21 protein-coding genes and 2 pseudogenes are annotated in these 25,650 nt (G+C 72.1%); 17 read left to right on the top strand and 6 right to left on the bottom strand.

What is annotated here, in order from left to right:
• From GCU69_RS18330 to GCU69_RS18320, 3 genes are all read left to right on the top strand, one after another.
• The coding region (locus GCU69_RS18330) for a DUF6531 domain-containing protein (RefSeq protein ID WP_156206644.1) at nucleotides 1–4,407 on the top strand (4,407 nt) is incomplete at its 5' end.
• Nucleotides 4,408–4,453: 46 nt separating this feature from the next.
• Nucleotides 4,454–4,993, top strand: a complete 540-nt coding sequence (locus GCU69_RS18325) for an SMI1/KNR4 family protein (RefSeq protein ID WP_156206643.1) — start codon at nucleotides 4,454–4,456, stop codon at nucleotides 4,991–4,993.
• Between the two features lie 521 nt (nucleotides 4,994–5,514).
• Complete coding sequence (locus GCU69_RS18320) at nucleotides 5,515–5,910, top strand: hypothetical protein (RefSeq protein WP_098755358.1); 396 nt, start codon at nucleotides 5,515–5,517, stop codon at nucleotides 5,908–5,910.
• Between the two features lie 8 nt (nucleotides 5,911–5,918).
• Here GCU69_RS18320 and GCU69_RS34970 read toward each other — a convergent pair.
• The 3 genes and pseudogenes from GCU69_RS34970 to GCU69_RS18305 form a co-directional block, all read right to left on the bottom strand.
• Nucleotides 5,919–7,031: pseudogene (locus tag GCU69_RS34970) on the bottom strand (IS630 family transposase).
• A 99-nt stretch (nucleotides 7,032–7,130) separates the two neighbouring features.
• Nucleotides 7,131–7,328 (bottom strand): DUF397 domain-containing protein, encoded by a 198-nt coding sequence (locus GCU69_RS18310; RefSeq protein ID WP_156206642.1) that lies wholly within the window; start codon nucleotides 7,326–7,328, stop codon nucleotides 7,131–7,133.
• 11 nt (nucleotides 7,329–7,339) lie between these two features.
• Nucleotides 7,340–8,188, bottom strand: coding sequence for a helix-turn-helix domain-containing protein (locus GCU69_RS18305; protein ID WP_098755356.1), 849 nt, complete (start codon nucleotides 8,186–8,188; stop codon nucleotides 7,340–7,342).
• A gap of 316 nt (nucleotides 8,189–8,504) precedes the next feature.
• On the opposite strand from GCU69_RS18305, the gene GCU69_RS18300 reads away from it, so the two are divergent.
• From GCU69_RS18300 to GCU69_RS18260, 9 genes and pseudogenes are all read left to right on the top strand, one after another.
• Nucleotides 8,505–9,038, top strand: a complete 534-nt coding sequence (locus GCU69_RS18300; protein ID WP_235978549.1) for an ATP-binding protein — start codon at nucleotides 8,505–8,507, stop codon at nucleotides 9,036–9,038.
• A gap of 409 nt (nucleotides 9,039–9,447) precedes the next feature.
• Entirely contained in the window at nucleotides 9,448–9,834 is a 387-nt protein-coding gene (locus tag GCU69_RS18295; protein ID WP_098752771.1) for a Tat pathway signal sequence domain protein, read from the top strand.
• Nucleotides 9,831–10,448 carry a class F sortase gene (locus GCU69_RS18290; RefSeq protein ID WP_176604601.1) on the top strand — a complete coding sequence of 206 codons (618 nt, stop codon included), beginning with the start codon at nucleotides 9,831–9,833 and terminating at the stop codon, nucleotides 10,446–10,448. The genes GCU69_RS18295 and GCU69_RS18290 overlap by 4 nt, the downstream gene beginning before the upstream one ends.
• A 109-nt stretch (nucleotides 10,449–10,557) precedes the next feature.
• A complete protein-coding gene (locus tag GCU69_RS18285; RefSeq protein WP_098752770.1) occupies nucleotides 10,558–11,049 on the top strand; it encodes an RNA polymerase sigma factor in 492 nt (163 codons plus the stop codon).
• Nucleotides 11,033–11,563, top strand: coding sequence for a hypothetical protein (locus tag GCU69_RS18280; protein WP_156206641.1), 531 nt, complete (start codon nucleotides 11,033–11,035; stop codon nucleotides 11,561–11,563). Before GCU69_RS18285 ends, GCU69_RS18280 begins: the two co-directional genes overlap by 17 nt.
• A 515-nt stretch (nucleotides 11,564–12,078) precedes the next feature.
• Nucleotides 12,079–12,708 carry a histidine phosphatase family protein gene (locus tag GCU69_RS18275; RefSeq protein WP_156206640.1) on the top strand — a complete coding sequence of 210 codons (630 nt, stop codon included), beginning with the start codon at nucleotides 12,079–12,081 and terminating at the stop codon, nucleotides 12,706–12,708.
• 315 nt (nucleotides 12,709–13,023) lie between these two features.
• Nucleotides 13,024–13,665, top strand: a pseudogene (locus GCU69_RS18270) (GNAT family N-acetyltransferase); the annotation flags it as partial.
• Between the two features lie 302 nt (nucleotides 13,666–13,967).
• Nucleotides 13,968–14,579, top strand: a complete 612-nt coding sequence (locus tag GCU69_RS18265) for a hypothetical protein (protein WP_156206639.1) — start codon at nucleotides 13,968–13,970, stop codon at nucleotides 14,577–14,579.
• A complete protein-coding gene (locus GCU69_RS18260) occupies nucleotides 14,576–14,887 on the top strand; it encodes a transcriptional regulator (RefSeq protein WP_098753645.1) in 312 nt (103 codons plus the stop codon). The genes GCU69_RS18265 and GCU69_RS18260 overlap by 4 nt, the downstream gene beginning before the upstream one ends.
• Nucleotides 14,888–15,148: 261 nt before the next feature.
• On the opposite strand, the gene GCU69_RS18255 is transcribed toward GCU69_RS18260, so the two are convergent.
• The 3 genes from GCU69_RS18255 to GCU69_RS18245 are packed head-to-tail and all read right to left on the bottom strand — an operon-like array spanning nucleotide 15,149 to nucleotide 18,824.
• Nucleotides 15,149–16,372: an acyltransferase family protein gene (locus tag GCU69_RS18255; RefSeq protein WP_098753646.1), complete on the bottom strand. Its 1,224-nt coding sequence runs from the start codon at nucleotides 16,370–16,372 to the stop codon at nucleotides 15,149–15,151.
• Nucleotides 16,369–17,844 carry a polysialyltransferase family glycosyltransferase gene (locus tag GCU69_RS18250; RefSeq protein ID WP_156206638.1) on the bottom strand — a complete coding sequence of 492 codons (1,476 nt, stop codon included), beginning with the start codon at nucleotides 17,842–17,844 and terminating at the stop codon, nucleotides 16,369–16,371. The genes GCU69_RS18255 and GCU69_RS18250 overlap by 4 nt, the downstream gene beginning before the upstream one ends.
• Nucleotides 17,844–18,824 carry a glycosyltransferase family 2 protein gene (locus tag GCU69_RS18245; protein ID WP_098753648.1) on the bottom strand — a complete coding sequence of 327 codons (981 nt, stop codon included), beginning with the start codon at nucleotides 18,822–18,824 and terminating at the stop codon, nucleotides 17,844–17,846. The genes GCU69_RS18250 and GCU69_RS18245 overlap by 1 nt, the downstream gene beginning before the upstream one ends.
• A 187-nt stretch (nucleotides 18,825–19,011) precedes the next feature.
• Between GCU69_RS18245 and GCU69_RS18240 the strand changes: the two genes are divergently transcribed.
• The 5 genes from GCU69_RS18240 to GCU69_RS18220 all read left to right on the top strand — a co-directional run bounded on the left by GCU69_RS18240 (nucleotide 19,012) and on the right by GCU69_RS18220 (nucleotide 25,465).
• Nucleotides 19,012–20,355: a DUF6716 putative glycosyltransferase gene (locus tag GCU69_RS18240; protein WP_156206637.1), complete on the top strand. Its 1,344-nt coding sequence runs from the start codon at nucleotides 19,012–19,014 to the stop codon at nucleotides 20,353–20,355.
• 158 nt (nucleotides 20,356–20,513) lie between these two features.
• Nucleotides 20,514–21,704: an acylneuraminate cytidylyltransferase gene (locus GCU69_RS18235; protein WP_098753666.1), complete on the top strand. Its 1,191-nt coding sequence runs from the start codon at nucleotides 20,514–20,516 to the stop codon at nucleotides 21,702–21,704.
• A gap of 95 nt (nucleotides 21,705–21,799) precedes the next feature.
• Entirely contained in the window at nucleotides 21,800–22,726 is a 927-nt protein-coding gene (locus GCU69_RS18230; RefSeq protein ID WP_098753650.1) for an N-acetylneuraminate synthase family protein, read from the top strand.
• A 45-nt stretch (nucleotides 22,727–22,771) separates the two neighbouring features.
• Nucleotides 22,772–23,989, top strand: coding sequence for a hypothetical protein (locus GCU69_RS18225; RefSeq protein ID WP_156206636.1), 1,218 nt, complete (start codon nucleotides 22,772–22,774; stop codon nucleotides 23,987–23,989).
• A 222-nt stretch (nucleotides 23,990–24,211) separates the two neighbouring features.
• Nucleotides 24,212–25,465, top strand: coding sequence for an amidohydrolase (locus tag GCU69_RS18220; RefSeq protein ID WP_098753667.1), 1,254 nt, complete (start codon nucleotides 24,212–24,214; stop codon nucleotides 25,463–25,465).
• Nucleotides 25,466–25,650: the final 185 nt, after the last annotated feature.

Below are 25,650 nucleotides of genomic sequence, written 5' to 3'. Positions count from 1 at the left end.
TACGACCTGGCCGGCGACGCGCTGGCGAAGTATTGGCCGGAGTTGGAGAAGGCACAGGCGGACTCACTGCGTGCGCTGGAGAAGGGCCGCCAGGCCCGGAAGGACCTCTCCTCCGCGAACGGCCGTCTGGACTCTGCCAATGACTGGGTGAAGCGGGCGGAGAAGAAGGCCAAGGAGTACGAGGACGAGGGCAAGAAGAAGGACGTACCCCCGCCGGACGAGAAGGACGTCCGCGCCGCCACCCGTAACGCGACGAACGCGGGGGAGGCGAAGGAGAGCGCGCAGTCGGCCGTCGACAGTGCGAACTCCGCGCTGGCGGCGGCGAAGCGGATGGCGGAGGACGCCCGGAAGCTGCGCGAGGACGCGGCTTCGGCGTGCAAGCGGAAGCTGGAGGAGGCCTCCGACGCGGGGATCCAGAACCGCTCCTGGTGGGAGGAGGGCGTCGACTGGGTCTCCGACAACTGGGACACCATCGTCACCGTCTGCAAGGTCGTCGTGGCGGTCGTCGGCATCATCGCGATGATCATCGGCGGCCCGATCCTGGGCGCCATCGTGCTCGTCGCGGCCTTGGTCGTCCTCGCCGACACCCTCCATAAGTACGCCAACGGCGAGGCGTCGTTGTGGGACGTGGCGTTCGCGGCGCTGGACTGCATCCCGGGAATGAAGGGCCTGACGTCACTGGGCGGGCTGGCGAAGGGGCTCAAGGGTCTGGCGGCGGGCGGCCTGAAGGGCATGGCCAACGGCATCAAGGGCCTGGCCAAGTCCGGCCGCACGATGCTGACCAACGGAGCGAAGGGGGCGTACAACAGGCTCCGTACCAAGGTCAAGGGCTGCGGTGACCCGGTGGACGTCGCCACCGGGCAGATGTTCTTGGAGCAGACCGACCTCACGCTGCTCGGCGTGCTGCCCCTGGTCTTCACGCGCCGGGTCGCCTCCGGATACCGCACGGGCCGTTGGTTCGGCCCGAGTTGGACTTCCACCGTCGATCAGCGTCTCGAGGTCGACGACGAGGGCAGCGTCTTCGTCACCGAGGACGGAATGCTGCTCGCCTACCCACCCGCTCCGGCGTCCGGACCGCCCGTGCACCCCGAAGCGGGCCCGAAGTGGCCGTTGGAGGCGCTTGAGGACGGCGGATACCGGATCACCGATCCGGTCGGCGGCCGGTACTACCACTTCGGCCCTGCCGTGGACGGGGACGCGTGGTTGCTGAGGCTCGAAGACCGGCACGGCAACGGCCTGACGTTCGAGCGGACCGAGGACGGTACGCCCCTGGCCATCCGTCACACCGGCGGCTATCACGTCCGGCTGGCGACGGAGGCCGGACGGGTGGTCCAGCTGAGTCTCGTAGCGGGGGCCGAGGACGGTTCCGACGTCACCATCAGGCGTTACGGCTTCCAGGGCGGTGACAATCTCACCGAGGTGTACGCGAGCGGGGACACCCCCTTGCGTTTCGGTTACGACGACCGGCTGCGGCTCACCTCATGGACCGACACCAACGACAGCCACTACACCTACAGCTACGACGATCTCGACCGCTGTACGGCCCAGGGCGGCACAGCCGGTCATCTGGTCAACACCTTCGCCTACGACCGGACCGATCCGGCATGGCCCGGGGCACGCGTCACCGCGGTCTCCACGCCCGACGGAAGCGCCTCCCGCTTCGTCATAGACGACTCCTGCCAGGTCATCGCGGAGATCGACCCGCTGGGCGGGACGATCCGCAGGGAATTCGACGAGAACCATCACCTGGTCGCGGTCACGGATCAGCTCGGTCACACCACCCGCTTCGTCAACGACGAAGGCGGCCGTCTCACCCGCGTGATCCGCCCCGACGGTTCGGTGACGCGGTACGACTACGACGCCGGAACCGGACTTCCCACTTCCCTGGTCATGGCGGACGGCTCCGCGTGGGAGCGCGCATACGACGACCGCGGACTCTGCACAGCGATCACCGACCCCCTCGGAGTCACCACTCACTACACCTACTCCCGCACGGGCGCACTCGCCTCCTCCACCGACGCGCTCGGCCGCACCACCACGGTCCGGTCCGATCCGGCCGGCCTGCCGGTGGAGGCCGTGGACCCACGAGGAGCCGTCACCCGCTGGGAGCGGGACCGCTTCGGGCGGACCGTTCGTGTCACCGACCCGCTGGGGCACGCCCTCCGGCTGACCTGGAGCACCGAGGGGCATCTCGTCTCCCGCGTTGCCCCGGACGGCACCGGCGAGAGCTGGACCTACGACGGGGAGGGCAACTGCACCAGCCACACCGACCCGCTGGGAGCCGTCTCCCGCTTCGAGTACACCCACTTCGACCTTCTTGCCGCCCGTACGGAACCGGACGGTGCCCGCCACGCCTTCGCCTACGACGCGGAACTGCGGCTGACCGCGGTGATCGATCCGAACGGTGCGCAGTGGAGCTACACCTACGATCAGGCGGGCCGTCTGATCGCGGAGACGGACTACGAGGGGCGGACCGTCGACTACACCCTCGACCGGGCCGGGAACGTCGTCGAGCGCACCGACGCGGCCGGCCAGGTCATCACGTACACACACGACGTCATGGGCAACGTGGTGCGGAAGGGCACCGCTGAGCGCGTCACCGACTTCACCTATGACGTGCTGGGGCGGCTCGTCCGGGCGTGCGACGGCGAGACGACGCTCACCTTCGAACGCGACCGTGCGGGCCGGGTGCTGAGCGAAAGTGTCAACGGCCGTACCGTCAGCCACACCTACGACGCGGTGGGCCTCCGGGAGAGCCGCACGACACCGACTGGTGCGACCAGCCGGTGGGCGTACGACGCGGCGGACAACGTCGAGCAGCTGACCGTCGGAGGACGGACCATCAGGTTCGACCACGATCTCGCCGGTCTGGAACGCGAGCGGCACATTGACGGTCATCTCCGGATGTCCCAGTCATTCGACGACCTCGGACGCCTCATATCCCAGTCGGTCACCGGCCCGCAGGACCGCTCTCTCCAGCGCAGGAGCTGGGAATACCGCGCTGACGGGCATCTCGCCGCAGTGGAGGATCAGCTGGGTGGTGCCCGGACTTTCCAACTGGACCCGGTGGGCCGCGTCACAGCCGTCCACGCCGGCCGGTTCAGCGAGCACTATGCCTACGACGGGGCCGGCAATCAGACGCATGCTTCCTGGCCGGCGGCGTATCCCGGTCAGGAAGCGGTCGGACCCCGGCGCTACGACGGTACTCGCCTCACGAGCGCCGGGAACACCCGATACCAGTACGACGGCCTGGGCCGTATTACGCAACGCCGCCGCGCCCGGCTGTCCCGCAAACCCGAAACCTGGCATTACCGGTGGGACTCGGAGGACAGGCTCACCGAAACCGTCACCCCGGACGGGACCCGCTGGCGCTACCTCTACGATCCGCTCGGACGCCGCATCGCCAAGGAACGGCTCGCCGCGGACGGCCGCACGGTCTGCGAACGGACCGACTTCGCGTGGGACGGCACGCACTTGTGCGAGCAGACGACCCATTCCGAGGAGCTTCCCGATCCCGTCACCCTGACCTGGGACCACTACGGACTGCGTCCCGTAGCCCAGACCGAGCGCATCGGGGCGGACCTGTCGCAGGAGGAGATCGACTCCCGTTTCTACTCCATCGTCACCGACCTCGTCGGTGCTCCCACCGAACTGGTCGACGAGCACGGACGGGTCGCCTGGCGCACACGGACCAACTGGTGGGGTGTCACAGCATGGGCGGCCGACAGCTCCGCCTATACGCCGCTGCGATTTCCCGGCCAGTATTACGACCCCGAGACGGGCCTGCATTACAACTACTTCCGCCACTACGACCCCGAGACGGCCCGCTACCTCACTCTCGACCCACTCGGTGTGGACCCCGCCCCGAATCCCTACGCCTATGTGGAGAATCCCCAGTCGCTCACCGACCCGCTCGGTCTCACACCCTGCGACGAAGCGGATGTCACCTGGGGCGGACGGGTACAGTACGGCGCTCCCGGTCCCGGCGGCCGGGCCACCGGGATGCGTGCCACCATCGATTCCAGCATGACCGGGGGCCGGACCAACCCGCAAGTCAATGTGCCGGGGTATGAGAAGTACAAGAAACTCAACAAGACTCATCTGCTCGGTGCGCAGATTGGCGGGTCGAACAAGGACCCCCGCAACTTCGTCACCATGCACCGATTCGCCAACTCGCCGGTGATGCGCAAAATCGAGGACCAGATCCGTGCTGCTGTTGACAACGGTGAGACCATCGATTACACGGTTACACCGGTCTATGCCACCAACGACCCGACCGACGTCGTCCCACTGGGACTGACCATCGAGGCGCGGGGCGACAAGGGATTCTCGTTCACGCCTTACGGAGCCGACTCCGCGACCAATGCTGTTACTGTCCTGAACGTTCCCAAGCCGGCGATCCCCTGACGGCCGCCGCACGGCACCTGACCGGAATCGAACGGACGGAGTATCGATGCATCCCGCAGTAGAACAGCTCATCCGGCTTCTGCCGCCCGTCGCCGCACCGTCCCCGCGCGACTGGGAGCCCGTCGAGCAAGCACTCGGCACTCCGCTGCCGGAGGACTACAAGCAGCTCGTCGACCATTTCGGCGGCGGTGTGTTCGACGAGACCTTCTGGCTGCTGGAGCCGGGCTGTTCCGACCCCGACTACGACCTGCTCGCCGTCACCGAGGAGCGTGAGGAAGTCCTCGCCGATCTCTGGAAAGGCGCGGAGACCAAACCCCGCCTCCTGGAGCCGGAGGGGACGCGGCTCATTCCCTGGGCCTATGTCGAGGGAAGCGGGGCCCATCTGTACTGGCTCATCGCACCCGGCCGCCCGCCCGAGGACTGGACAGTCATGATCAACGAAGGGCGCGGCCCCGAGTGGGAACACCACCCGCTGCCCTGTGCCAGGTTTCTCCTGGACAGCATGACCGGGGCGCTCGCCAGCCCGATGTTCCAGGAGTTCCCGCCGGAAGAGCACCAATTCGATGCGAATGCAGATATTCTCTGACGCATTTCCTGGTCTTCGACACGGTTCGCCAGGGCCGGTAGGAATCCCGGAGCGCTCTCTGCGCAGCGACGGCGAATGCCGGTACCGGGGGGAGGGTGAGGGAATACTCAGGTTGAACTCGTGGAGTCCGCGCGCCCGTGAACGGGTCTTGATCGTTGCGGGGTGACGTCGTCATGCGGTACGCGCATGGAGGCGGGCTGACGCCCAGGGAGCAGGAGAAACCGGCCCCGGTTCTTCTTCGCGCTGCACATCTGGCGCGGGCACCGGGGGTGACTTCTCACATCACGCTGCGGGTCTTCCGGGATGGTGGGTGGCCCTGGGGACCGGGGGAGACGTACCGGCCAGGGCGCGACGCCGCATGATGGAGCCAGCCTGGCAGTACAGGCCGTGTGCGTACTCGAGGTGCAGTTAGGCAAAGTGACCCTGGTGGAAGGACGAGCGCCTGGTGCGAGTGAGTGAGCAAGGTGAGGTGTGCCATGCCGAAAATCGGTAGGCGTCAGATTCCCGGACTACTGCTTCGTATGGTCCCGGAGTCCCGGGCCGGCATCGAGGCCATGTCGGGACTTCCCGCCGAACGGGCCGTGACCGGGAAGGTGGAGTGGTTCGATCTCTATGACTTCCTGCGCGAGGTCGTCTTCCGGGGCGTGGTCCGCCCGGCGCTCCAGGCGGGAGAGCGGAATGCCGGACTGCTCAGGCGCTGTGCCGATTTCACGGAGACCCTCTTCCTGAACTCCACCCAATCCGTCAGCGACGCCGCGTACTTCCAGCTGGTGGCACCTCTCTATGGCAGTGAGGAACTTCTCACCGCCGCGGTTCCCTTGATGAAGCCGGAGACCCTGCGGATTACCCTCGGCGAGCTGGACCCCGACCGTCTCTCCGCGCAGACGCGGGGTGAGCTTGCGGATTTCCTGCCCTGACTCGTCGGTTACTCAGGTTGAACCATGGAGGCCGATGAACTGGGCGCGTCGCAGTCCATGGTCAGGCCGGTGGGCGGCAGGCAACCGTCGATCAGGTGGGGCCGGTACTGGATCTTCTTCAGCTTCCGTTTGATCACGCGGATCAGGTGGGCGAGGTCGGCCGCGGCGAAGTCGGCCAGGTGCCGCTTGAGAAGCGACCCAATCCCCTCGGCCGGCCGGGTTCAGTTCCGGAGCGTAGGAGGGCATCTGGACGATGCGTAACCAGTCCTTGTGCTCCTCGGTGAAGTCCGCCGGCTCCCCGACCAGGTGCACGTTCAGGTTGTCCCAGCACCACACCACCGGTGTGCCGAGCTGCAGGTGGGGCATGACAATCAGGTCGCGGTACCGGCGCCGGGAGAACGCCTTCGGCTCGCCCCGGGCGCCCGTGCCAGATGTGCAGCTTGAAGAAGAACCGGGGCCGGTATCCGGCCCGGTAGCAGACCACTCCGGCGATGTTGACCCGACCGCGGTTGCGGCCGCGCACCCGCACCACCGGCCGCTGCCCGCGCGGGGCCCAGGTGCGCCCCTTCGGCGGCCTTAGCCCCTGACCGGCCTCGTCCTCGAAGCAGATGTGGGCGCCCAGGTCCGCCGCGGTCCTTTTACCCGCGGCCACACATCGGCCTTCCACACCTCGATGGCCTCGTCGTCGCGTTCGATCGCCCGCCGCAGGGGCACCTGCGCGGTCCAGCCGTGCCGCCGCAACAGCTTCCACACGCCCTGGATCGTGTACCCGACGTGGAACATCCGCCCGATCAGCAGCTTGATCCGCTTCAGCGTCCACCCCAGGAACTCGTCGTCCCAGCCGTGCGCGAGCGGGCCGCGCTTCCACTCCCGCTCCAACCCCCCCATTGCCGGGGGTTCAGCCGTTCCACCGAGGCCGGCCCCTTCGAGCCCAGGGCGGCCGCACCGCCCTCCTCCCACTCCCGCCGCCAACGTCGCACCGACCGCGACGTCACCCGAAGCTCCCTCGCAACAGCCTCCGTCTTCTCACCGCGAGCGAACCGCTCGACCGCCTCAAGGCGCACTCGCTCCCGCTTTTCCTGCTCCTTGGGCGTCAGCCCGCCCCCATGCGCGTACCGCATGATGACGTCGTACCGCACAAGAACTGTCTCGGGCCACGGGACTCCACGAGTTCAACCTGAGTAAGTTCCGGCAGCGCACCGAGGCCGTGCCCCGGCGGCTCACCGCGGGCCGAAGTCGCCCTGCCCCACGCCGCGTATGAGCGCGCGCAGCGCGGACCGGTCCGGGGTGAGCACGACGTCCGGGGCGTCGCTCTCCCGCAGGTGGATGCCGGCGGCCGAAAGGCCGACCTCAAGGCAGTTCTCGTCGGCTCCGCCGCCGGAGAACGAACTCTTCTGCCACTCGATGGGCCCGTACATGGTCGACTCCTTCACAGTTCTTGTGCGATGCGGTGCACGAGATCCCGGGACGCGGGAACCGGCAACGCGCAGCTCTCTGCCCGGTCGAGGCGCGCACGGCAGCGTCTCACCTGGGCGGAGGCGTCGAGCAGGGTTCCGCCGTGAGCGGTGTCGACATGCGCGGTGTCCAGTTGCTCGACGGCGCCGGCCAGATAGTGAACCGAATGGCCCGCGCCTGCGAAGTCCGTTTCGAACGGGATTACGCGCACAGAAATCCTGGGGAGCTGTGACAGTTCGAGGAGGTACTCCAACTGTCGGCGCGCTGTCTTCCTGCCGCCCACCCGGATGCGCAGCGCGGCTTCGTGGACCATCGCGTCGATGCCCGTGCCGCCGTCACGCTCGATGACTTCACGGCGGCGGACGCGGAACGCGATGCGCGCTTCCAGGTCTTCAGGAGGTGCCGTGGGGTCCACGTACGAGACCGAGGCGCGGATGTGGTCCTCGATCTGGAACAGGCCGGGGATGTGTACGACTTCGAGCGCGCGCAGGTGCTTCGCGTGGTGCTCGGCTTCCGCCAGGTCGAGGGCGTGCGCTGGAAGCAGGCCGCGGTAGGCCTCCCACCAACCCTTGTGCCGCTCGTTCGCCATGGCCACGAGCGCTTCGACGAGTTCGGCGTCGTCGCATGCGTAGTGCGCGGCCAGCCTGCGGATCCGCTTCTCGCTGATTCCGCTGCGGCCCGCTTCGACGTGGCTCATCTGGATCGGGTTGGAGCCGAGCAGGGAGGCGGCGTCCCGGGCTGTGATGCCCGCCTGTTCGCGCAGCTTGCGCAGTTCGGCTCCCAGTCGCTCCTGACGTGCCGTGGGGTTGCTCCTCGGCGGCATGTGACCTTCCCTCGGCGTCTTCGGAACGAGTGTGCCGCGTAAGCATGGCACGCGGCACCTCGCGCGGGTGAATAGCGACCATAAGGTTGCGCCGTCGCAGAGTTGCGCCATACCTTTTGTGGCGAACCGGTCGCTGTGCGTGCTGATCGTGATGGCTCACGCGGTCGTCCGGACTTCGCTGCCGGTGCCGGGGCGGAAGTGCACCTCTCCTGGCCAGAGGGGCAAGGCCACCGACTCGCTCCGGTTCCCCATCACTCCGCCTCTCCGCGTCCGGATCTCTCGTCCGGAATCCACCCCACTCCACCAGGAGTCACCCGTGCCCGCTCAGTCCTGGCCGCCCGGCGGCGGCCTCCGCGGTGTGCCGCACACGTACACGCTCTTCTGTCCGCCGCTGCCCACCGCCCCGCGCATCGCCCGCGATTACGTCGCGACCGTCCTCCGCTCGCTCGACCTGCACCGTCTCGCGGACGACGCGGCCCTCTGCGCCTCGGAAGTCGTCACCAATGCCTTCCGCCACGGCGGGGGCTGCGGCTCACTGCTGCTGCTCACCGCCGGAAGCGGGGAGGTGCGGGTGACCGTGTACGACTCCGATCCGGAGCATCCGGTGGCGGGTGCCGCGGGCCGGGAGGCGGATGGAGAGGCCGAGAGCGGCCGGGGGCTGTACATCCTCGACGCGCTCACCGAGGGCAAGTGGGGCACCGAGCCGGGCGCCCCGCCCTGGCTCGGCGGCGCGGACGGCAAGGGTGTGTGGTTCGTGCTCACGGTCGGCGGCGGGCCCGGGCCGCTCCCGGGACGGACAGACCCGGCTCCCGACGCGCCACCGGGGGCCGACCCCGGATCCGGCTCCTGATCCGGTCCCGGATCCGGCTCCTGACCGGCCCCGGATGTGACTTCGCGTCAGGCACCCGGCCCGGCTCCGGAGGTGCCACCGGATCCGGCACCCGGTCCGGGGGCGTGGCCCCGGACCTGGCTCCCGATCCGGTCCCCGGCCGTGCCCCCCGGCCGTGCCCCCCGGCCGTGCCCCCCGGCCGTGCCCCCGGCCCGGCCCGGACCCCGGACCCGACCCCAGCCCAGCCCAGGCCCCGGACTCCCGCGGGCCTCCCGGCGGCATCGCCGTTGCCCCCAGGGGCCGTTGCCCCCGCCACGGCTTTGCCGTCTCTTTGCAACGCGTCCCGCCGCCGTCTCGTCTCTCCTCCCGATCCGTGGCCCGGCCGCCTGCCGGGCAAGAGCGCGGACGGACCGATGAAAGAGAGCGATTCATGCGCCGAACAGTCCTCAGTGCCGTCACCCTCGCGTGCACCGCCGTGCTCGCGGGGGCGGTGCCCGCGTTCGCCGCCGGACCGGCCCCCGGGCCCGCCGCGGCCGAGAGTGTCGAACCGTCCCCCGTGCCGGAGGATGACCAGGCTGCGGCCCCGTCGGAGAGCGTCGAACCGGGCAGGGACCAGGCCCCGGCCCCGGTCGAGGAGCGGGACCGCGGCGAGGCCGCCCCCGTGCCGCGGGGCGCGCCCGACACCGGAGTGGCCCCCGCCGCGGAGGAGTCCGCAGCCGGAGCCGAGGGCGCGCTGATCGGCGGGGGCGCCGCCGCGCTGCTCGTCGGCGGCGCGGGGGTCCTTGTCGTACGCCGCCGCCGGGCGACCGTGGCATGACGCTGCCCTCCAGGCGCGCGTTCGCCACCGCGGTGGCGGGCTCGCTGCTCGTGGGCTGCGGCGGCGGTGGAGACCGGGACGGCGGGGCCGCGACCCCCGAGGCCCGGAGCACGGCACCGCCCTCGCGGCCGCCCGCGGAGGCGGCACGCGCCCTGCGGCGCTCGGTACCGGCCGGGCTGGAGATCCCGGCCATCGGGGTCGACACCCCGGTCATGGAGCTGGGGCTGGCCGCGGACGGCACCGTGCAGGTCCCCCCGGTCACGGCCGACGACCGGGCGGGCTGGTACCGGCACTCGCGGACGCCCGGCCAGATCGGGCCGTCGGTGCTCCTCGGCCATGCCACGGTCGGCGCGCACGGGGACGGTGTCTTCCACGACCTCGTACGGCTGCGGCGGGGCGACCGGATCGTGGCGCGTCTGGAGAACGGTACGGAGCCGGAGTTCACCGTCGACTCCGTACGGACCGTCGCCCAGGCGGACTTCCCGACGGACGACGTCTACGGGGACGTGGACCGCCCGGAGCTGCGGCTCGTCACCTGCGGCGGCCCGCGGCTCGGCGACGGTTACCGCGACAGCGTGATCGTCTACGCCTCGCTGCGCTCCGCGGGGCCCTGACCCGGCCGGCACCACCGTCAGTGGCGCCGGGATCCCGGACCGGAGGACCGTGTCTCCAACGGTCCGGGATCCATCCCGCGAGCGCCGTCACAACCGACCCTGGAGAGCGTTGAAACGGTCCCGAGAGAAGGCAGCGTCCGAGCTGTTCGCCGCCCTCTACCCACGCCTCGCCGGCTGGTGCCGCCGTCTGCTGGACGACGACGAGACGGCGCACGAGATCGCCTCGGAGGCGTTCACCCGGCTCTGGGCCCGCTGGACCTCCGTGGCGGAGCCGCGCGGCTTCCTCTACGTCACCGCGGCCAACCTCGTCCGGGACCACTGGCGCAAACTGGAGCGCGAACGCAACGCCGTACGCCGCGCCACGAACGAAGCCGCCGTCCGCCCGCCGGAGGAACAGGCCGACCCGTCCGTACGCCTGCTCGTGCAATCCCTGCCGGAACGGCTGCGCGTGCCGATCCTGCTGCACTACTACGCCGACATGCCGATCCGGGAGGTGTCCGAGCTGACCGGACGCAAGGAAGGAACCGTCAAGGCCGACCTGCACGCGGCCCGAGAACTGCTCCGTGCCCATCTGAGGAGGAGCCTTGATCGCACACTCTGACGACGGCCCGGAGTACGGCCCCGACGACCCCCTCGCCGTCATCCTGCGGCCCACCCCCGGCCATCTCGGCCCGCCGCCCGGCCGGTTCGAGGCGATCCGCCGCCGCGCGGCCCGCCGCAGGCTGCTCCGCACCGCGGCCGGGGTCGGAGCGGCCTGTGCCGTCGCCGCCCTCCTCGCGCTGCCGGTCCATCTCGCCGCCCCGGGAACCACCGAACCCGCGCGACCCACGGTCCCGCTCGCACCGCCGCCGCCCGAGAGCACCCCGCCGCCCGCCGAGCCCGGGCCGCCGGAGTCGGGAACGGGGGCCGCCGAGACCACCCCGCCCCGGCCCGCGGAGACGCCCCGGCGCGGCAGTCCGCGCTCTCCCTCGGCCGCGTCCCCGACGGCCTCCACCTCCGGTCAGCGGCCGGAATCGAGGTCCCCGGACGACGCCGGGCCGGCGGAGACACCGCGCGCGAGCAGGCCCGGGGCCACCCCGGAACCGGAACCGGACGACGCGCGGCGCACGGGATGACCGGGCAAGCCTCCCTCTCTCCTCGCGGAAGGTCCGGTGGGGTCGGCGGGATCGGCGGCGTCGGCGGGATCGGCGGGATCGGCGGCGTCGGCGGGGCCGCAGCGGTCGGGGTCGGTCGCACGGCCGCCGTGCCGCCCCGGACCGGCTGACCGGACGGCGGGCAGCAGGACGATGGGCGATCAGACGGCGGAGGGCCGGACGACGGGCGATCAGACGGCGGGACGGCGCACGAGCGGCCGGAGCGGACGGCGGGTGAGCGGACGAGCGGACGACCGGCCGGCCGAACGTGCCCGTCCGCCCTCCCGTCCCGCATGTCCGTCCGCCAGTCCACCCGTCCGCCAGTCCGCCCGTCCGCAAGTCCGTCGGGCAGCCGGTCCGTCGGGCAGCCGGTCCGTGGGCCGGCCTGCCGGTGCGTCGTCGCCCGGTCCACCGGAGTGGTTTAATCCCCATCGCCCCCGCCCGCCGTCCGGTGCAGGGGCGGTGACCACGCAGCGCGGACAGGGGGACATCCGCACATGACCGGAACCGCCGCCCGGTATCTCTGTCTCGCCCGGCACGGCGAGGCGACCGAGGACGAGAGCGCGCTGAGCCCGAACGGCCGCCGCCAGGCCGTACTGCTCGGCGAACGGCTGCGGGACGCGGGCGTCCCCCTGGCGGCGATCCACCACGGGCCGCTGTCCCGCGCCGCGCAGACCGCCCACCTGGTCGGCGATCAGCTCCCCGGGGTCCCCCTGGAGGCGTCCGAAGCGGCCGGAGACTATGTCCCGTACGTCCCGCGGGCCGAGGAACTGCCCCCGGACGCGGCCGGCCGCCTGCTCGGCTTTCTGGAGCGGACCCCGGAGGACGACCGCGAGCGCGGCCCCGGGCTGGCCCGGGAGGCGCTGGCCCGGTTCACCGGTCCCGTGGCCGGGGAGACGCCCCGCCACGAACTCGTCGTCACCCACAACTTCCTCATCGGCTGGCTCGTCCGCGCCGCCCTCGACGCCCCGGCCTGGCGCTGGATGGGCGTCAACCACGCCAACGCGGCCCTGACCGTCATCCGCTACGCCCCGGGGCGGCCCGCCTCCGTCCTCTTCCTCAACGACATGAGCCATCTGCCCCAGGACCTGCGCTGGACCGGCTTCCCGCCGGAACCCCGCTTCTGAGCCACCGGCCCGCCCCGACCGCCCCGCCCCGCGCGGCTCCCGCTGTCCGCCCGGCCTGCTGCTGTCCGCCCTCGGCTCCCTGCGCGGTCCCTGCTGTCCGCCCAGCCCCCGCCGTCCGCCCAGCCCCCGCCGTCCGCCCAGCCCCCGCCGTCCACCCAGCCCCCGCTGTCCGCCCGGCCTCGGCTCTCGGCGCGGTCCCTGCTGTCCGCCCGGCACCGGCTCTCGCCCGGCACCGGCTCTCGCCCGGCACCGGCTCTCGCCCGGCACCGGCCAATTGGTTGGACGGCGTCCGGGGCGGCTTGGCAGGCTCTCGTCATGGAGACCCCCTACTGGCCGCTGTACGGCCTCCGCATCACCACGCCGCGTCTGGAACTGCGGCTGCCGGACACCGCGCTGCTGGACGAGCTGGCCGCCGTCGCCGCCGACGGTGTGCACGACCCCGAGTTCATGCCGTTCCTCTTCCCGTGGACCGACGGCGGTCCGGAGCAGCGCGGCCGGAACACCCTCCAGCATCTGCTGGGCACCATCGCCGAGTGGCGCCCCGAGCGGTGGACGCTGAGCCTGGCGGTGCTGTGCGACGGCAAGGTCGTCGGGCGGCAGGACGTCGTCACCTCCGATTTCGCCGTGACGCGCGAGGCCGAGACCGGGTCCTGGCTCGGCCGGGCCCATCAGGGGCAGGGCATCGGCACCGAGATGCGGGAAGCCGTTCTCGGCTTCGCCTTCGAGGCGCTCGGGGCGCACAGCATGACGTCGGCCGCGATGACGGACAACGCCCGCTCCCTGGCCGTGTCGCGCAAGCTCGGTTACCGCCCGGACGGTGTCGTCACGGCGTCGGTACGGGGCCGGGCCCGCACCGTGCAGCGGCTCCGCCTGGACCGTACGGACTGGGAGCGGCGCGCCCGCACCCTGCCCGTCGAGGTCGCCGGCCTGGAGCCGTGCCGCGCGCTGCTGGGACTGGACGGAACAGCGGAGGCGGCGAAGGCAGCGAAGGCGGAGGCGGAGCGGGCAGCGGAGACGGGGAGGGCGGTGGAGACGGAGAGGGCGGCGGAGGCAGCCGAGGCGGCGGGGCGGGCGGACACGGCAGGCACGGCGGACACGGCAGGCACGGCAGGTGCGGCGGGCACCGTCCCGGGCACCGCTTCCGGCGCGGTCTCCGCCGGAGACGGCGTGGCGTGACGCCGTCCCGGGGTGCCGGGCCCGCGGCGTGTAGGCCACCAGTTCACTTTCCATGTTGGAAAGAACCCTGCTATCTTTCCAGCATGGAAAGTAACTCGTCCCCCCACGGAGGACCCGGCTCCGGGCCCGGCGCCGGACACGACCCCGAGAACGGTCCCGAAAACGGCCCCGGGTACGCCTCCGGCGGCGACACCGGCCACGGGCCCGGCCCCGGGCAGGCCCCCGGCCCCGCCCCCGCCCCCGGCCACGACCCCGCCGCCGCGCGCGCCGCGCTCGACGCCGCGTCCGAGACCCGCGCCTCGCTGGCCGACCGCGTCGACACCCCGTGGTGGTACCACGCCGGGCTCGCCCTCGGCACGGCCCTCGGGTTCGCCTCGCTCGACTTCGACTACGGCCTGTCCACCTACGGCATCATCACCGGCTGGATCCTCATCCCGATGCTGCTCGGCCTGTTCGCCGCCCGCGCCACCGGGCTGGGCCCGTCCATCGCCTCGCTGAGCAAACGGCCGAAGATGTTCGGCGGTCTGCTGCTCGCGTTCATCGGCGGTGTCGTCGCGGCCGCCCTCTTCAAATACTTCCTGCCGGACCTCCGCGGCGTCCTGACCGGCTGGGGAGTCCTGCTCGGCGTGTGGGCCGCGGTCGTCAGCCACCGCTGTGACGACATCCTGCGCCGGGAGCTGCGGAGCAGGCTGTGAGCGGCCCCGAGCCCGTCTTCGACGAGGTGGTCCACGCGCCGTACCGGTTGCGGATCTGTGTGCTGCTGGCTGCGACGGACACCGCGGAATTCTCCCTGCTGCGGGAGGAGTTGCAGGTCAGCGACTCGGTGTTGAGCAAGCATCTGAAGGTGCTGCGCGAGGCGAAGTACCTGACCATGGGCAAGGAGCCCGCCGAACGGGCACCCCGGCGCACCTACGTCTCCCTGACCACCCGGGGCCGCAAGGCGCTGGACGGCCATCTCGCCGAGCTGCGGCGGCTCGCGGCCCTGGCGGCGCCGGAGGATTAGCCCTTAGCCCTTAGCCCGCGGCACCGGAGGACCAACCCGTGGCGCCGGAGGACCAGCCCGCGGCGCCGGCCGTGCCCGGGGAGCACCGCGCCCCGCGGGCGCCCGCCGGGGGAGCAGCGACCGACCGCGCGCGCCGCACGGTGCCGGGGACGGCCGGGGGATCGCCGGGGGACGCCCGCGCAAGGGCCGTCCCCCGGCGGACCGCACAGGGGCTGCCCGGGCGCAGACCGCCCCAGAGGCCGTCCCCGGCACCGGACACGGTCAGCGCCGGTTCCCGGCCGTCAGCATCCGTCTGATCCAGGGCGTCAGCGGCGTCTCCACGCAGCGGTACAGCAGCCACGCGAGCAGCAGCATCGCGGCGATCGTGCCCGCGAACGTCACCGCCGACGGCAGCCCCAGCGTGCGGTGCAGGAACTGCACCGACACCCAGCCCAGATGCTCGTGCACCAGGTAGAAGGGGTACGTCAGCGCCCCCGCCACCGTCAGCCAGCGCCAGTTGGCCCACCGCAGATACCCGAGCGCGATCAGCCCGACCGCGACGAAGCCCGCCGTGACGACCAGGATGATGCCGACCGAGGAGCGGTACGAGAAGAAGTCCGGGTTCGGCGGGTGCCAGAGACGGTCCACCGCGTAGTGCTGGCCGATCAGCCAGCTGACGATCACGATGCCCCAGGCCACCGCGTCCCGCCGGTCGCGGTGCAGCAGGTAGAGGCCGATGCCGCCGATGAAGTACGCGGAGTACTCCGGCATCAGGACGACGTCCAGCAGCGGTTCGCCCGAGGCCTCCGCCACCGCCGACGCCAGCGTCCAGACCGCGCAGAACAGCACCACGCGCTGTCTGCTCGCGCCGGGCAGCACGACACAGAGCGCGAAGAGCGCGTAGAACCGCAGCTCCACCCAGAGCGTCCAGCACACCCCGAGCACCCGCTCCGCGCCCAGCGGCATCTGCAGCATCGTCATGTTGACCAGGGCGTGGCTGGGGGAGACCGCGTCGAACGCCACCCACGGCAGCGCGAACACCAGCGTCACCAGCGCCACCGCCACCCAGTAGGCGGGGAAGAGCCGGGACACGCGGGATGCGAAGAAGGAGCGCAGCGGCCGGCCCCAGCCGCTCATGCAGATCACGAAGCCGCTGATGACGAAGAAGATCTGGACGCCCAGATTGCCGTACGAGAAGTACTGCGAGGCGGTCGGGAACTGCTCCGCGGGCGAGGTGCCCCAGGCGGTGCCGATGTCGCCGTCGCGGCCGCCGTAGTGGTAGACGGCCACCATCAGCGCGGCGACGAGCCGCAGCCCGTCGAGGGCCCGCAGCCGGCCGGACGGCGCACGGCGCTTCGCGTGGTCCGGCGGGGCGCCGCCCTCCAGGCCCGCTCCGGGCAGGGCGGACTCCGGCCCGGGAGCGGACCCGGCGGGGCCGTGCCCGCCCGGGGCCGCCGGACGGTACGGCGCCGTGCGCTCCCGTACGGTCGTGTGCTCGGCGCTCATCCGAACGCGGCCCGTTTACGGGCGATCCGGCGCTGCACGGCCCGCGCGCGGCGGGCGACCCGGCGGACCGTCGAGTTGCGCGGCAGGAAGGCCAGCTGCGACGGGATCGCTCCGGGCAGGGCGAGTGCGGTGAGCCGTCGGCGCTTGAAATAGCGCCAGGTGTGCGCGTCGAGACGGGTGCTCAGATACTGCTCGGCCGCCGGGCGCAGATCGGGGTGGATCTGCGACTGCATGGCGTAGCCGACCGCCTGGAGCAGCCCGGTCAGCTGCTCGCCGGTGCGCAGCAGGACGGGGCCCGTCGCCCCGGTCAGCGCGGTGCGGTCGGCCTCCAGGTCGGGCAGCAGCGCGTCGACGATGGTGACGGGCACCCGGTTGCTGTTCTGGTACGGGCTGAGCCCCTCCAGCAGCAGTTCCGTGCCGGTGCGGGCGACGGGCAGCCCGTAGAGGGTGCTCGCCGTCAGCAGGGCGGTGGAGAAGCAGCCGATCACCAGCGCGGGCCGGGCCCGCTGGTAGAGCACCTCGGCGAGGACCGGGGAGTCGAGCACGGTCAGCTCGACGCCCAGCTCGCCGGCCTCCTTCTCCAGCATGCGGGACCAGCGGGCGGGCGCGGTCGGATGCGGCTTGAAGACGACCCGGCGGTGGCCGAGGGCGGCGGCGCCGCGGAGCATCGTGACGTGCAGCCGCTCCTCCTCCTCGGCGGTGAGGATCTCCAGCGCGGAGAGGTACTGGCCGAGCAGCAGGGCCGGCCCGGTGTCCTCACGGGCGGCCTTCGCCGTGCCGGTCCCGGCCGCCGGTGCCGGGGCGGCCGCGCGCAGGGCGGCGTCGGCCTCCGGCCCGGAGGCGTCGGCCAGCTCCGCCAGCACGGAGGTGAACACCTCCGTCGGCACGATCTCCGGCTCGACGCCGAACTCGGTGAGCAGCAGCGGCCGCAGACCCGGCACCAGGTCCAGGTGCAGCAGCCGGCGGATCCTGGTGCCGACGAGCGGGTCGAGCTTGTTGCGGGTCGGGCCGTAGCTCATCAGGCCGTCGGCGTACACGTCGACCGGGGCGCCCGGGAACATCTGCACGAGCGCCAGGGCCGGGTTGACCTGGATCGACTCGACGGCGATCTCGATCTCGTCGTCACCCAGCTCCCACAGCAGCCGCAGATGGCGCTCCCACATCGGGACGTCGTCCGGGCGGGGGCTCCAGCCGCCGGGGTGGAACGGGCTGATCGTGTCGTTCCAGGAGAGCACCCGGTCGAAGCGGGAGCGCAGCCGCGTGAAGCCCGGCATGGTGTCGAGCGCGGGGGTGGTCTCCGGTGTCGTCGCGTTGTTGCTGACCAGCAGCAGCCGGCGGTCGCAGGGCTCGAAGCAGTCGGCGTCCAGGGCCGCGGCGAGCGTCGCCGCGCCGTACAGGGTGGACGCGAAGAAGATCTGCGTGCGGCCGCCGGAGGTGCTGCCGGGCGCGGGGAGGTGGCCGGGGGCGGTCATCAGGCCGCCACCTCCGTGCCGGTGGCCGGCCGGCGGCGGAGCCGCCGCAGCCGGGACGCGCGCTGGATGTCCATCGAGTCGAGCGCTTCGTCGAGGACGCCCTGGGGCATCCGCTTGAGCGCGGCGGCGCTCATCGAGCGCAACTTACGGGCCACGGGGGGCTCAAACCTCTCCATGCTGCCGAGATGGTGGGAAATGATCGCGCAGTACGTCCGTACCGCCTTGGGGAGCAGCCGGTCGGCCTCCTCGTCCTCCGCGGTCTCCGCGATCACCTGGTCGAACGCGCGGATGAAGTCCAGCTGCCGCACATCGCCGATCTGGGTGAGCGAGGAGGCGACACCGCGCCGGTAGAAGACGCCGAGCAGTCCGGTGACCGCGAAGGACTCCGCCTGCCGGTGCAGCCGCCAGATCCACGGCCGGTCCTCGGCGGTGCGCAGGCCGTGCCGGAAGTGCAGCAGGCCCGCGTCGACGAGCCGGCGGTGGTAGATGCCCGCCCAGGCGTACGGGTAGTCGACGGACGTGGAGCGGTTGGCGGGCAGGATGGCGTCCCGCGGGCGCAGCACGACGCCGCGCCTGCCGTGCGGGGCGCGGTGGATCGTGCGGGCCCGGGCGGTGCACTGCACGTGGTCGGTGCGGACGAAGTCGCAGCCGAGGTCCTCGATGGCGGCGAGCAGCTGCTCGTAGTAGCCGGGGGCGAGCCAGTCGTCGCCGTCGAGGAAGGTCAGGTATTCACCGCGGGCCGCGTCGATTCCGGTGTTCCGCGCGGTGGCGAGCCCGCCGTTCTGCTCGTGCCGCAGCAGGACGGCACCCGGGAGTTCGCGTTCGGCGCGCTCCAGGATCTCCGGAGTTCCATCGGCCGAGCAGTCGTCGACCAGAATGAATTCGAAGTCCTGCCTCGCGTTCGCACGGAGACTCCTGAGGGTGTCGGGCGCGTATGTCTGCACGTTGTAGAACGGCACGATGACGGAGAGCTTAACCACCCGGGTGACGTTAGGTGGCCGCCCGGCATTCGTCTTGACCGCCGGTGAGATCATGGGTGAACGAAGCATGGCGGAATGGTTAACACGCGGCCGGTGCGGGCCGATTCGCCATACGTCGACCTGCTGTTAACCCTTTGTTGCGTCGGCGTTGGGCCGCGAATCGAAATCGCTTCCTAGCGTCTTCAGCGTGCCAGTCAGTTCCAGTAATCGTCCGCGAGTCGCCGTACTCGCCGATTCCGATACGCGATGGAAGTGGGGCGCGCTCACCGCGAACCGCATCGTATCGGGCCATCGGCTCGACGGCTTTCTCCTGCGTGGGCGTGCCACCCCGACCGCCCGTCAGCTCGACGAGGTGGGTGTCCGCGCGGATTCCCTCCGCGAGGTCACCACGGCCGGATTCCTCCGCGCGATGAGCGACGGGTCCGGCGGGCCGCGGCGGCCGTACGACGTGGTCCTGCTCGCCTGCGTCGGAGGCGCCGTCCAGGCGATGCTGCACGGCCTCGCCCGGACGTGGCGGGACTCCCCGCGGCGCCCCGTGGTCGTCACCGGCTATGTCGGCGTGGTCTACGAGAAGCTCGCCGACGGCCTGCTGCTGCGGCACGGCGCCGACGTCGTCCTCGCCAACTCCGCCCACGACGCGGACCGCTTCCGCGCCGTCTACTCCGGGGTGCGCGCGGGGACCGGGAGCGTGGTCGAGGCCGCGCTGCCCTTCCTCGGCGGGGCGCCGTACGACGAGCGGGCACGCGGCGACCGCCCGTACACCGTGTGCTTCGCCGTGCAGCCCTCGGTGCCGGACAACCGCGCCGGGCGCGACCACCTGCTGCGCCGGGCCGTCGGGCACGCCCGGCTGCACCCGGACCGCGAGGTGCTGATCAAGCTGCGCAGCAAGCCCGGCGAGCACACCACGCACGTCGAGGAGCTGCCGTACCAGAAGCTGGTCGCCAAGCTGCCCGGCGGCCTGCCCGCCAACTGCCGCCTGGTCTACGGCCACATGGGCGACGTGCTGGACCGCACCGACCTGCTCGTCACGGTCAGCTCGACCGCCGCGCTGGAGGCCCTGCACCGACGCGTCCCCACCGCCGTCCTCACCGACCTCGGCATCCGCGAGGTGCTGGGCAACCACCACTTCCTCGGCTCCGGCTGCCTCGCCTCCTGGGACGAGCTGGACGCCGGGCACCGGCCGGAGCCGGACCCGCAGTGGGTGGCCCGGCAGGGCGTCGCAGCCGACGGCGGCTACGAACACGCCTTCGACGCCGCCCGGGACCGGATCGGCGAGCTGCTCGCCGCCCCCGCCCTGCCGCCGATCGAGCCGTACTACACCGCCACCACCGCGCCCGGATATCTGCCCGGCATCCTCACCCGCTACGGCCTCGACAGCGAGGGCCGGGCCACCGGGGCCGACGCCTCGGACGCGGAGCAGGGCGGGGTCCGGCGCGCCGTACGCGGCGCCGTGCGGGACGTCGCCCGCGGCGCCTACCGGCACGGCGTCCAGCGCGTGGCGCCCGTCATCCGGCGGATGGGGGAGCTGTGACCGGCCCCCGCCCCGGACCCGCCTCGGCAGCCGCACCGGCCATTCCGGCCGCGTCCGCCGCACCGGCCGCCACCTCCGCCACACCCGCGGCAGCCGCCACCGGCGCTGCCGCCCCCGGCCCCGCCGCCCGCGTCAACCTCCAGAGAAGGGGAGCCACCATGCCGCCAACCGTACTGGCCGTCATCCCGGCCAGAGGCGGGTCGAAGGGCGTGCCCGCCAAGAACCTGGCCGCCGTCGGCGGGGTGCCGCTCGTCGTGCGCGCCGTCCGGGAATGCCTCGCGAGCCGCATCGTCACCGATGTCGTCGTCTCCACCGACGACGACGGCATCGCCGCCGCCGCGCGCGGCGCGGGGGCCGGCGTGGTGCAGCGCCCCACCGACATCGCGGGCGACACCGCCACCAGCGAGGCCGCCGTCCTGCACGCCATGGACGCGCACGAGGCCCTCCAGGGCCGCGCGGTGGACGTCGTGCTGCTGGTGCAGTGCACCAGCCCCTTCATCACCCGCGAGGACATCGACGCGACCGCCGCGGCGGTCGCCCGGGACGGCGCCGACAGCGCGCTCACCGTCGCGCCCTTCCACGGCTTCGTCTGGCGCGAGACCGAGGAGGACGGCGCCACCGGCGGCATCGGCGTCAACCACGACAAGTCCTACCGGCCGCGCCGCCAGGACCGCCCGCAGGACTTCCTGGAGACCGGCGCCGCGTACGCCATGGCGGCCGACGGCTTCCGCAAGGCCGGGCACCGCTTCTTCGGACGCACCGTGCCGGTCCGCACCGACCCGGCCCGGGTGCTGGAGATCGACGACCCGCACGACCTGGCGCGCGCCCGTGTCCTGGCGCCCCTGCTGGACGCCCCGCGCCCCGGCGCGCTCCCGACCCGCGACGACATCGACGCGGTCGTACTCGACTTCGACGGCACCCAGACGGACGACCGGGTGTACGTCGACTCCGACGGACGGGAAATGGTCGCCGTGCACCGCGGCGACGGCCTCGGCATCGCCGCGCTCCGCCGCGCCGGCGACCTGAAGCTGCTCATCCTGTCCACGGAACAGAACCCGGTCGTCGCCGCACGGGCCCGCAAGCTGCGGCTCCCCGTCCTGCACGGCATCGACCGGAAGGACCTCGCCCTCAAGCAGTGGTGCGAGGAGAACGGCGTCGCGCCCGAGCGTGTGCTCTACGTCGGCAACGACGTGAACGACCTCCCCTGCTTCGGCCTCGTCGGCTGGCCGGTGGCGGTCGCGGGCGCGCACGACGTCGTACGCGGTGCCGCCCGGGCGGTCACCGCCGCCCACGGGGGGAACGGCGCGATCCGTGAGATCGCCTCCTGGATCCTCGGCCCCTCCCTGTAACGCCCGGTCACAGCCACCGGACCGATCCGAACGACCCCGAAACACCTGACCCGGCCGCGGCCCACACCGCCCCGAAAAGAAGAGGTACCTCCTAAATGAGCACCATCTCCCGCCTCCGCACCCTCGGTGACCGCATCGCCGGACCGGGCCACCCCGTGTACGTCACCGGCGAGATCGGCATCAACCACAACGGTGACCTGGAGAACGCCTTCAAGCTGATCGACGCCGCGGCCGACGCCGGCTGCGACGCCGTCAAGTTCCAGAAGCGCACCCCGGAGATCTGCACCCCGCGCGACCAGTGGGACATCGAGCGCGACACCCCCTGGGGCCGGATGACGTACATCGACTACCGGCACCGCGTCGAGTTCGACGAGGAGGGCTACCGGGCGATCGACGAGTACTGCAAGAAGCGGAACATCGCCTGGTTCGCCTCCCCGTGGGACGTCGAGTCCGTCGCCTTCCTGGAGAAGTTCGACGTGCCCGCCTACAAGGTCGCGTCCGCCTCGCTGACCGACGACGAGCTGCTGCGCGCCATGCGCGCCACCGGCCGCACGGTCATCCTCTCCACCGGCATGTCCACCCCGAAGCAGATCCGGCACGCGGTCGAGGTGCTCGGCAGCGACAACATCCTGCTCTGCCACGCCACCAGCACCTACCCGGCCAAGGCCGAGGAGCTGAACCTGCGCGTGATCAACACGCTGCAGTCCGAGTACCCGAACGTCCCGATCGGCTACTCCGGCCACGAGACCGGTCTGCAGACCACCCTCGCCGCCGTCGCCCTCGGCGCCTGCTTCGTCGAGCGCCACATCACCCTCGACCGCGCCATGTGGGGCTCCGACCAGGCCGCCTCCGTGGAGCCGCAGGGCCTGGCCCGCCTCGTCCGCGACATCCGCGTCGTGGAGGAGTCGCTCGGCGACGGCGTCAAGAAGGTGTACGAGAGCGAGCTCGGCCCGATGAAGAAGCTGCGCCGCGTCCAGGGCGTCGTGGCCGAGGGCGGCGACCGCGAGCCCGCGGCCGTCTGAACACCGCCAAGCTCATCACCTCCCTCGTCCGAGAGGACCCCAGCGGTGAGCAGATCCTCCCGCGGCGGCGAGCCGGAACCGGCCGCGGGGCGCACCGGGCGTGCGTCCCGCGGCCGGGCCGCCCGGCGTGCCGCCACCGACCCGGCCGGACCGCTCGCGGGCGACACCCTCGCCTTCGTCGAGAGCCCGGTCCAGCTGCTGAACGTCCTCGAATGGCTGCACGCGCGCCGTGCCGCGTACGGGCACGCCGGAGCCACGGCGGCCGGTGCCGGTTCCGGTGCCGGTTCCGCGGTGTCGCCCCGGCTCACGGTGGTCGTGCTGTCGAACAACGACCCCATGACCCGGGGGCAGCTGCGGCGGATGGCCGAACTCGCCCGGGAGGAAGGCGTCGGGGTCCGCTGGGAGGACGCCCGCGGCGGCGCCACGGCACCGCTGCGCACGGTGGGCGGCCTCGCGGCCGCGCTGCGGCGGGCCCGCCGGATCGTCATCGGCGACCCGTTCTCCCGGTATGTGCAGCTGCTGCTGACCCTGTCCAGGGCGCCCGAGACCGTGGTCGTCGACGACGGCACGGCGACCATGGAGTTCGTGTCCCAACTCGCCAAGGAGGAGCCGCTGGTGCGCTGGCACCGCAGCGGCACCGGCGCGCGGGGCCTGCGGGACACGGCGTACGCGCCGGTCTCCGCCGCCGCGCGCAAACGGCTCACGCCCCGGCCGGGCCACCGCGTCGAGGTGTTCAGCGCGATGCCGGTGGAGGCGCCCCCGGGCGTCACCGTCACCCCGAACGATTTCGCGTGGACCCGGGAGCGGTTCGGCCCGCCCACGCTCACCAGGGGTGCGGACCTGGTCGGCACGTCCCTCGCCGAGACGGGCGTGGTCGACGAGGAGCACTATCTGCGGGCGGTGAAGGACCTCGCCCGCGCGTACGGCGCCACCCGCTACTTCGCCCACCGGCGGGAGAGCACCGAGAAGCTGCACCGGATCGGCGACGAACTGGGGCTGGAGATCGTACGGCCAGAGCTGCCGCTGGAACTGATCGCGCGGCGCGGACCGATCGGGCGGACCGTCGTGAGCTTCCCCTCGACCGTGCTGCACACGCTGCCGCTCGCGCTCGCGGGCACCGAGGTACGGGTCTCGGCCTGTGACATCGACCCGGCGTGGCTGACGGAGGGCGCCTCGCCCCGGGCCCAGGGCTTCCTCGCCGGAGTCACCGGCACCGCCCGGGATGTGGTCAGGCTGCCCCCGGCACCCGCCGCCGGGCAGTGACGACGTACCGGGCGCCGCACGGCGGCAGTTGTTCACATCGTGAGACGAGAGGGGGTCGCGGAGAAAAAATCCGCAGAAGGTGATTCAGGTCTCCTACCCCACAGAAAACGTGGTCATGCGGCGGGCGGCGGAAATTTCTCCTCCCCTGACGGGCTGAACTTTTGTTGATCGAGAGACAACGGAGTGCCCAACCGCCGTACCCTGCACAGGGTGAACCACGTGATGTCCCGCGAGTCCGGCGCCGAGCTGCCCGAGGAGCCGGCCGCGGCCGCCCGGGGCGCGACCGCCGGGCCCGCGATGCCCGGAGAGCTGCCCGACGCCCTGTACGCCGAGCTGGTCGCCTTCCGCCGCGATGTCCACATGCATCCCGAGCTGGGCAACCAGGAATTCCGTACCACCGCCGCGATCAAGGCCCGGCTGGAGCGGGCGGGCCTCGTGCCCCGCGTACTCCCCGCCGGCACGGGACTCGTGTGCGACATCGGCCCGGACGCGGGGGACCGCCCCGTCATCGCGCTCCGCGCGGACATCGACGCGCTGCCCATCCCGGACACCAAGACCGTGTCCTACCGGTCGACCGTGCCCAGCCGCGCCCACGCCTGCGGACACGACGTGCACACCACCGTCGTGCTGGGCGCCGGGCTGGTGCTCGCCGAGCTGCACCGGCAGGGCCGCCTCGCGCACCCCGTCCGGCTGGTCTTCCAGCCCGCCGAGGAGGTGCTGCCCGGCGGCGCGCCCGACGCGATCGAGGCGGGCGTCCTCGACGGCGTCGGCCGCATCCTCGCGGTGCACTGCGACCCGCGGGTCGACGCCGGCCGGATCGGCCTGCGCGCCGGCCCGATCACCTCCGCCTGTGACCGGCTGGAGGTCTCCCTCGACGGCGCGGGCGGGCACACCGCGCGCCCGCACCTCACCACCGACCTGGTGACGGCCGCCGCCCGGGTCGCCGCCGATGTGCCCGCGCTGCTCGCGCGCCGGGTCGACACCCGCTCCGGCCTCGCCGTGACCTGGGGCCGCCTGGAGACGGGGCACGCCTGCAACGTCATCCCGCAGCACGCCGAGCTGTCCGGCACCGTCCGCTGCCTCGACCTGCCCTCCTGGCGCGCGGCACCCGACCTGGTGCACGCCGCGATCGACGAGATCGCGACCCTGTACGGCGCCAAGTCGCAGATCGACTACGTGCGCGGCGTCCCGCCGGTCGTCAACGAGCACGACACCACCGAGCTGCTGCACTCCGCGATGACGGTGCGGCGCGGACTGCACGCCATCGAGGACACCGAGCAGAGCCTGGGCGGCGAGGACTTCTCCTGGTATCTGGAGCGGGTCCCGGGCGCCATGGCCCGGCTCGGCGTCCGGCGGCCCGGCGACACGGCCCGGCGCGACCTGCACCGCGGGGACTTCGACGTCGACGAGGAGGCGATCCGGGTGGGCGTGGAGCTGTTCACGGCGGCGGCGCTGCTGGACGGCCACCGGCAGTAGACCCGCCGCCGGAGCTGTGCGGCGGGAGCCGGCAGGAGCGGGTCAGGACGTCGACAGCGCACGTCGGACACCGTTTGGACGTCAATCCGATAACGGCTGTGCAAGAGGTGTTTTCCTGGCATCTACGCGCGTTACGATGCGGCGAAACCAGCGCCGTCAGAGAGGCGCTTTCGTCCGAAGGGGAA

This window comes from Streptomyces lycii, from assembly GCF_009735685.1.
Lineage (GTDB): Bacteria > Actinomycetota > Actinomycetes > Streptomycetales > Streptomycetaceae > Streptomyces > Streptomyces lycii.
Note: the sequence above shows the minus strand (reverse complement) of the source record. Positions and strands in the feature narration are given on the sequence as shown.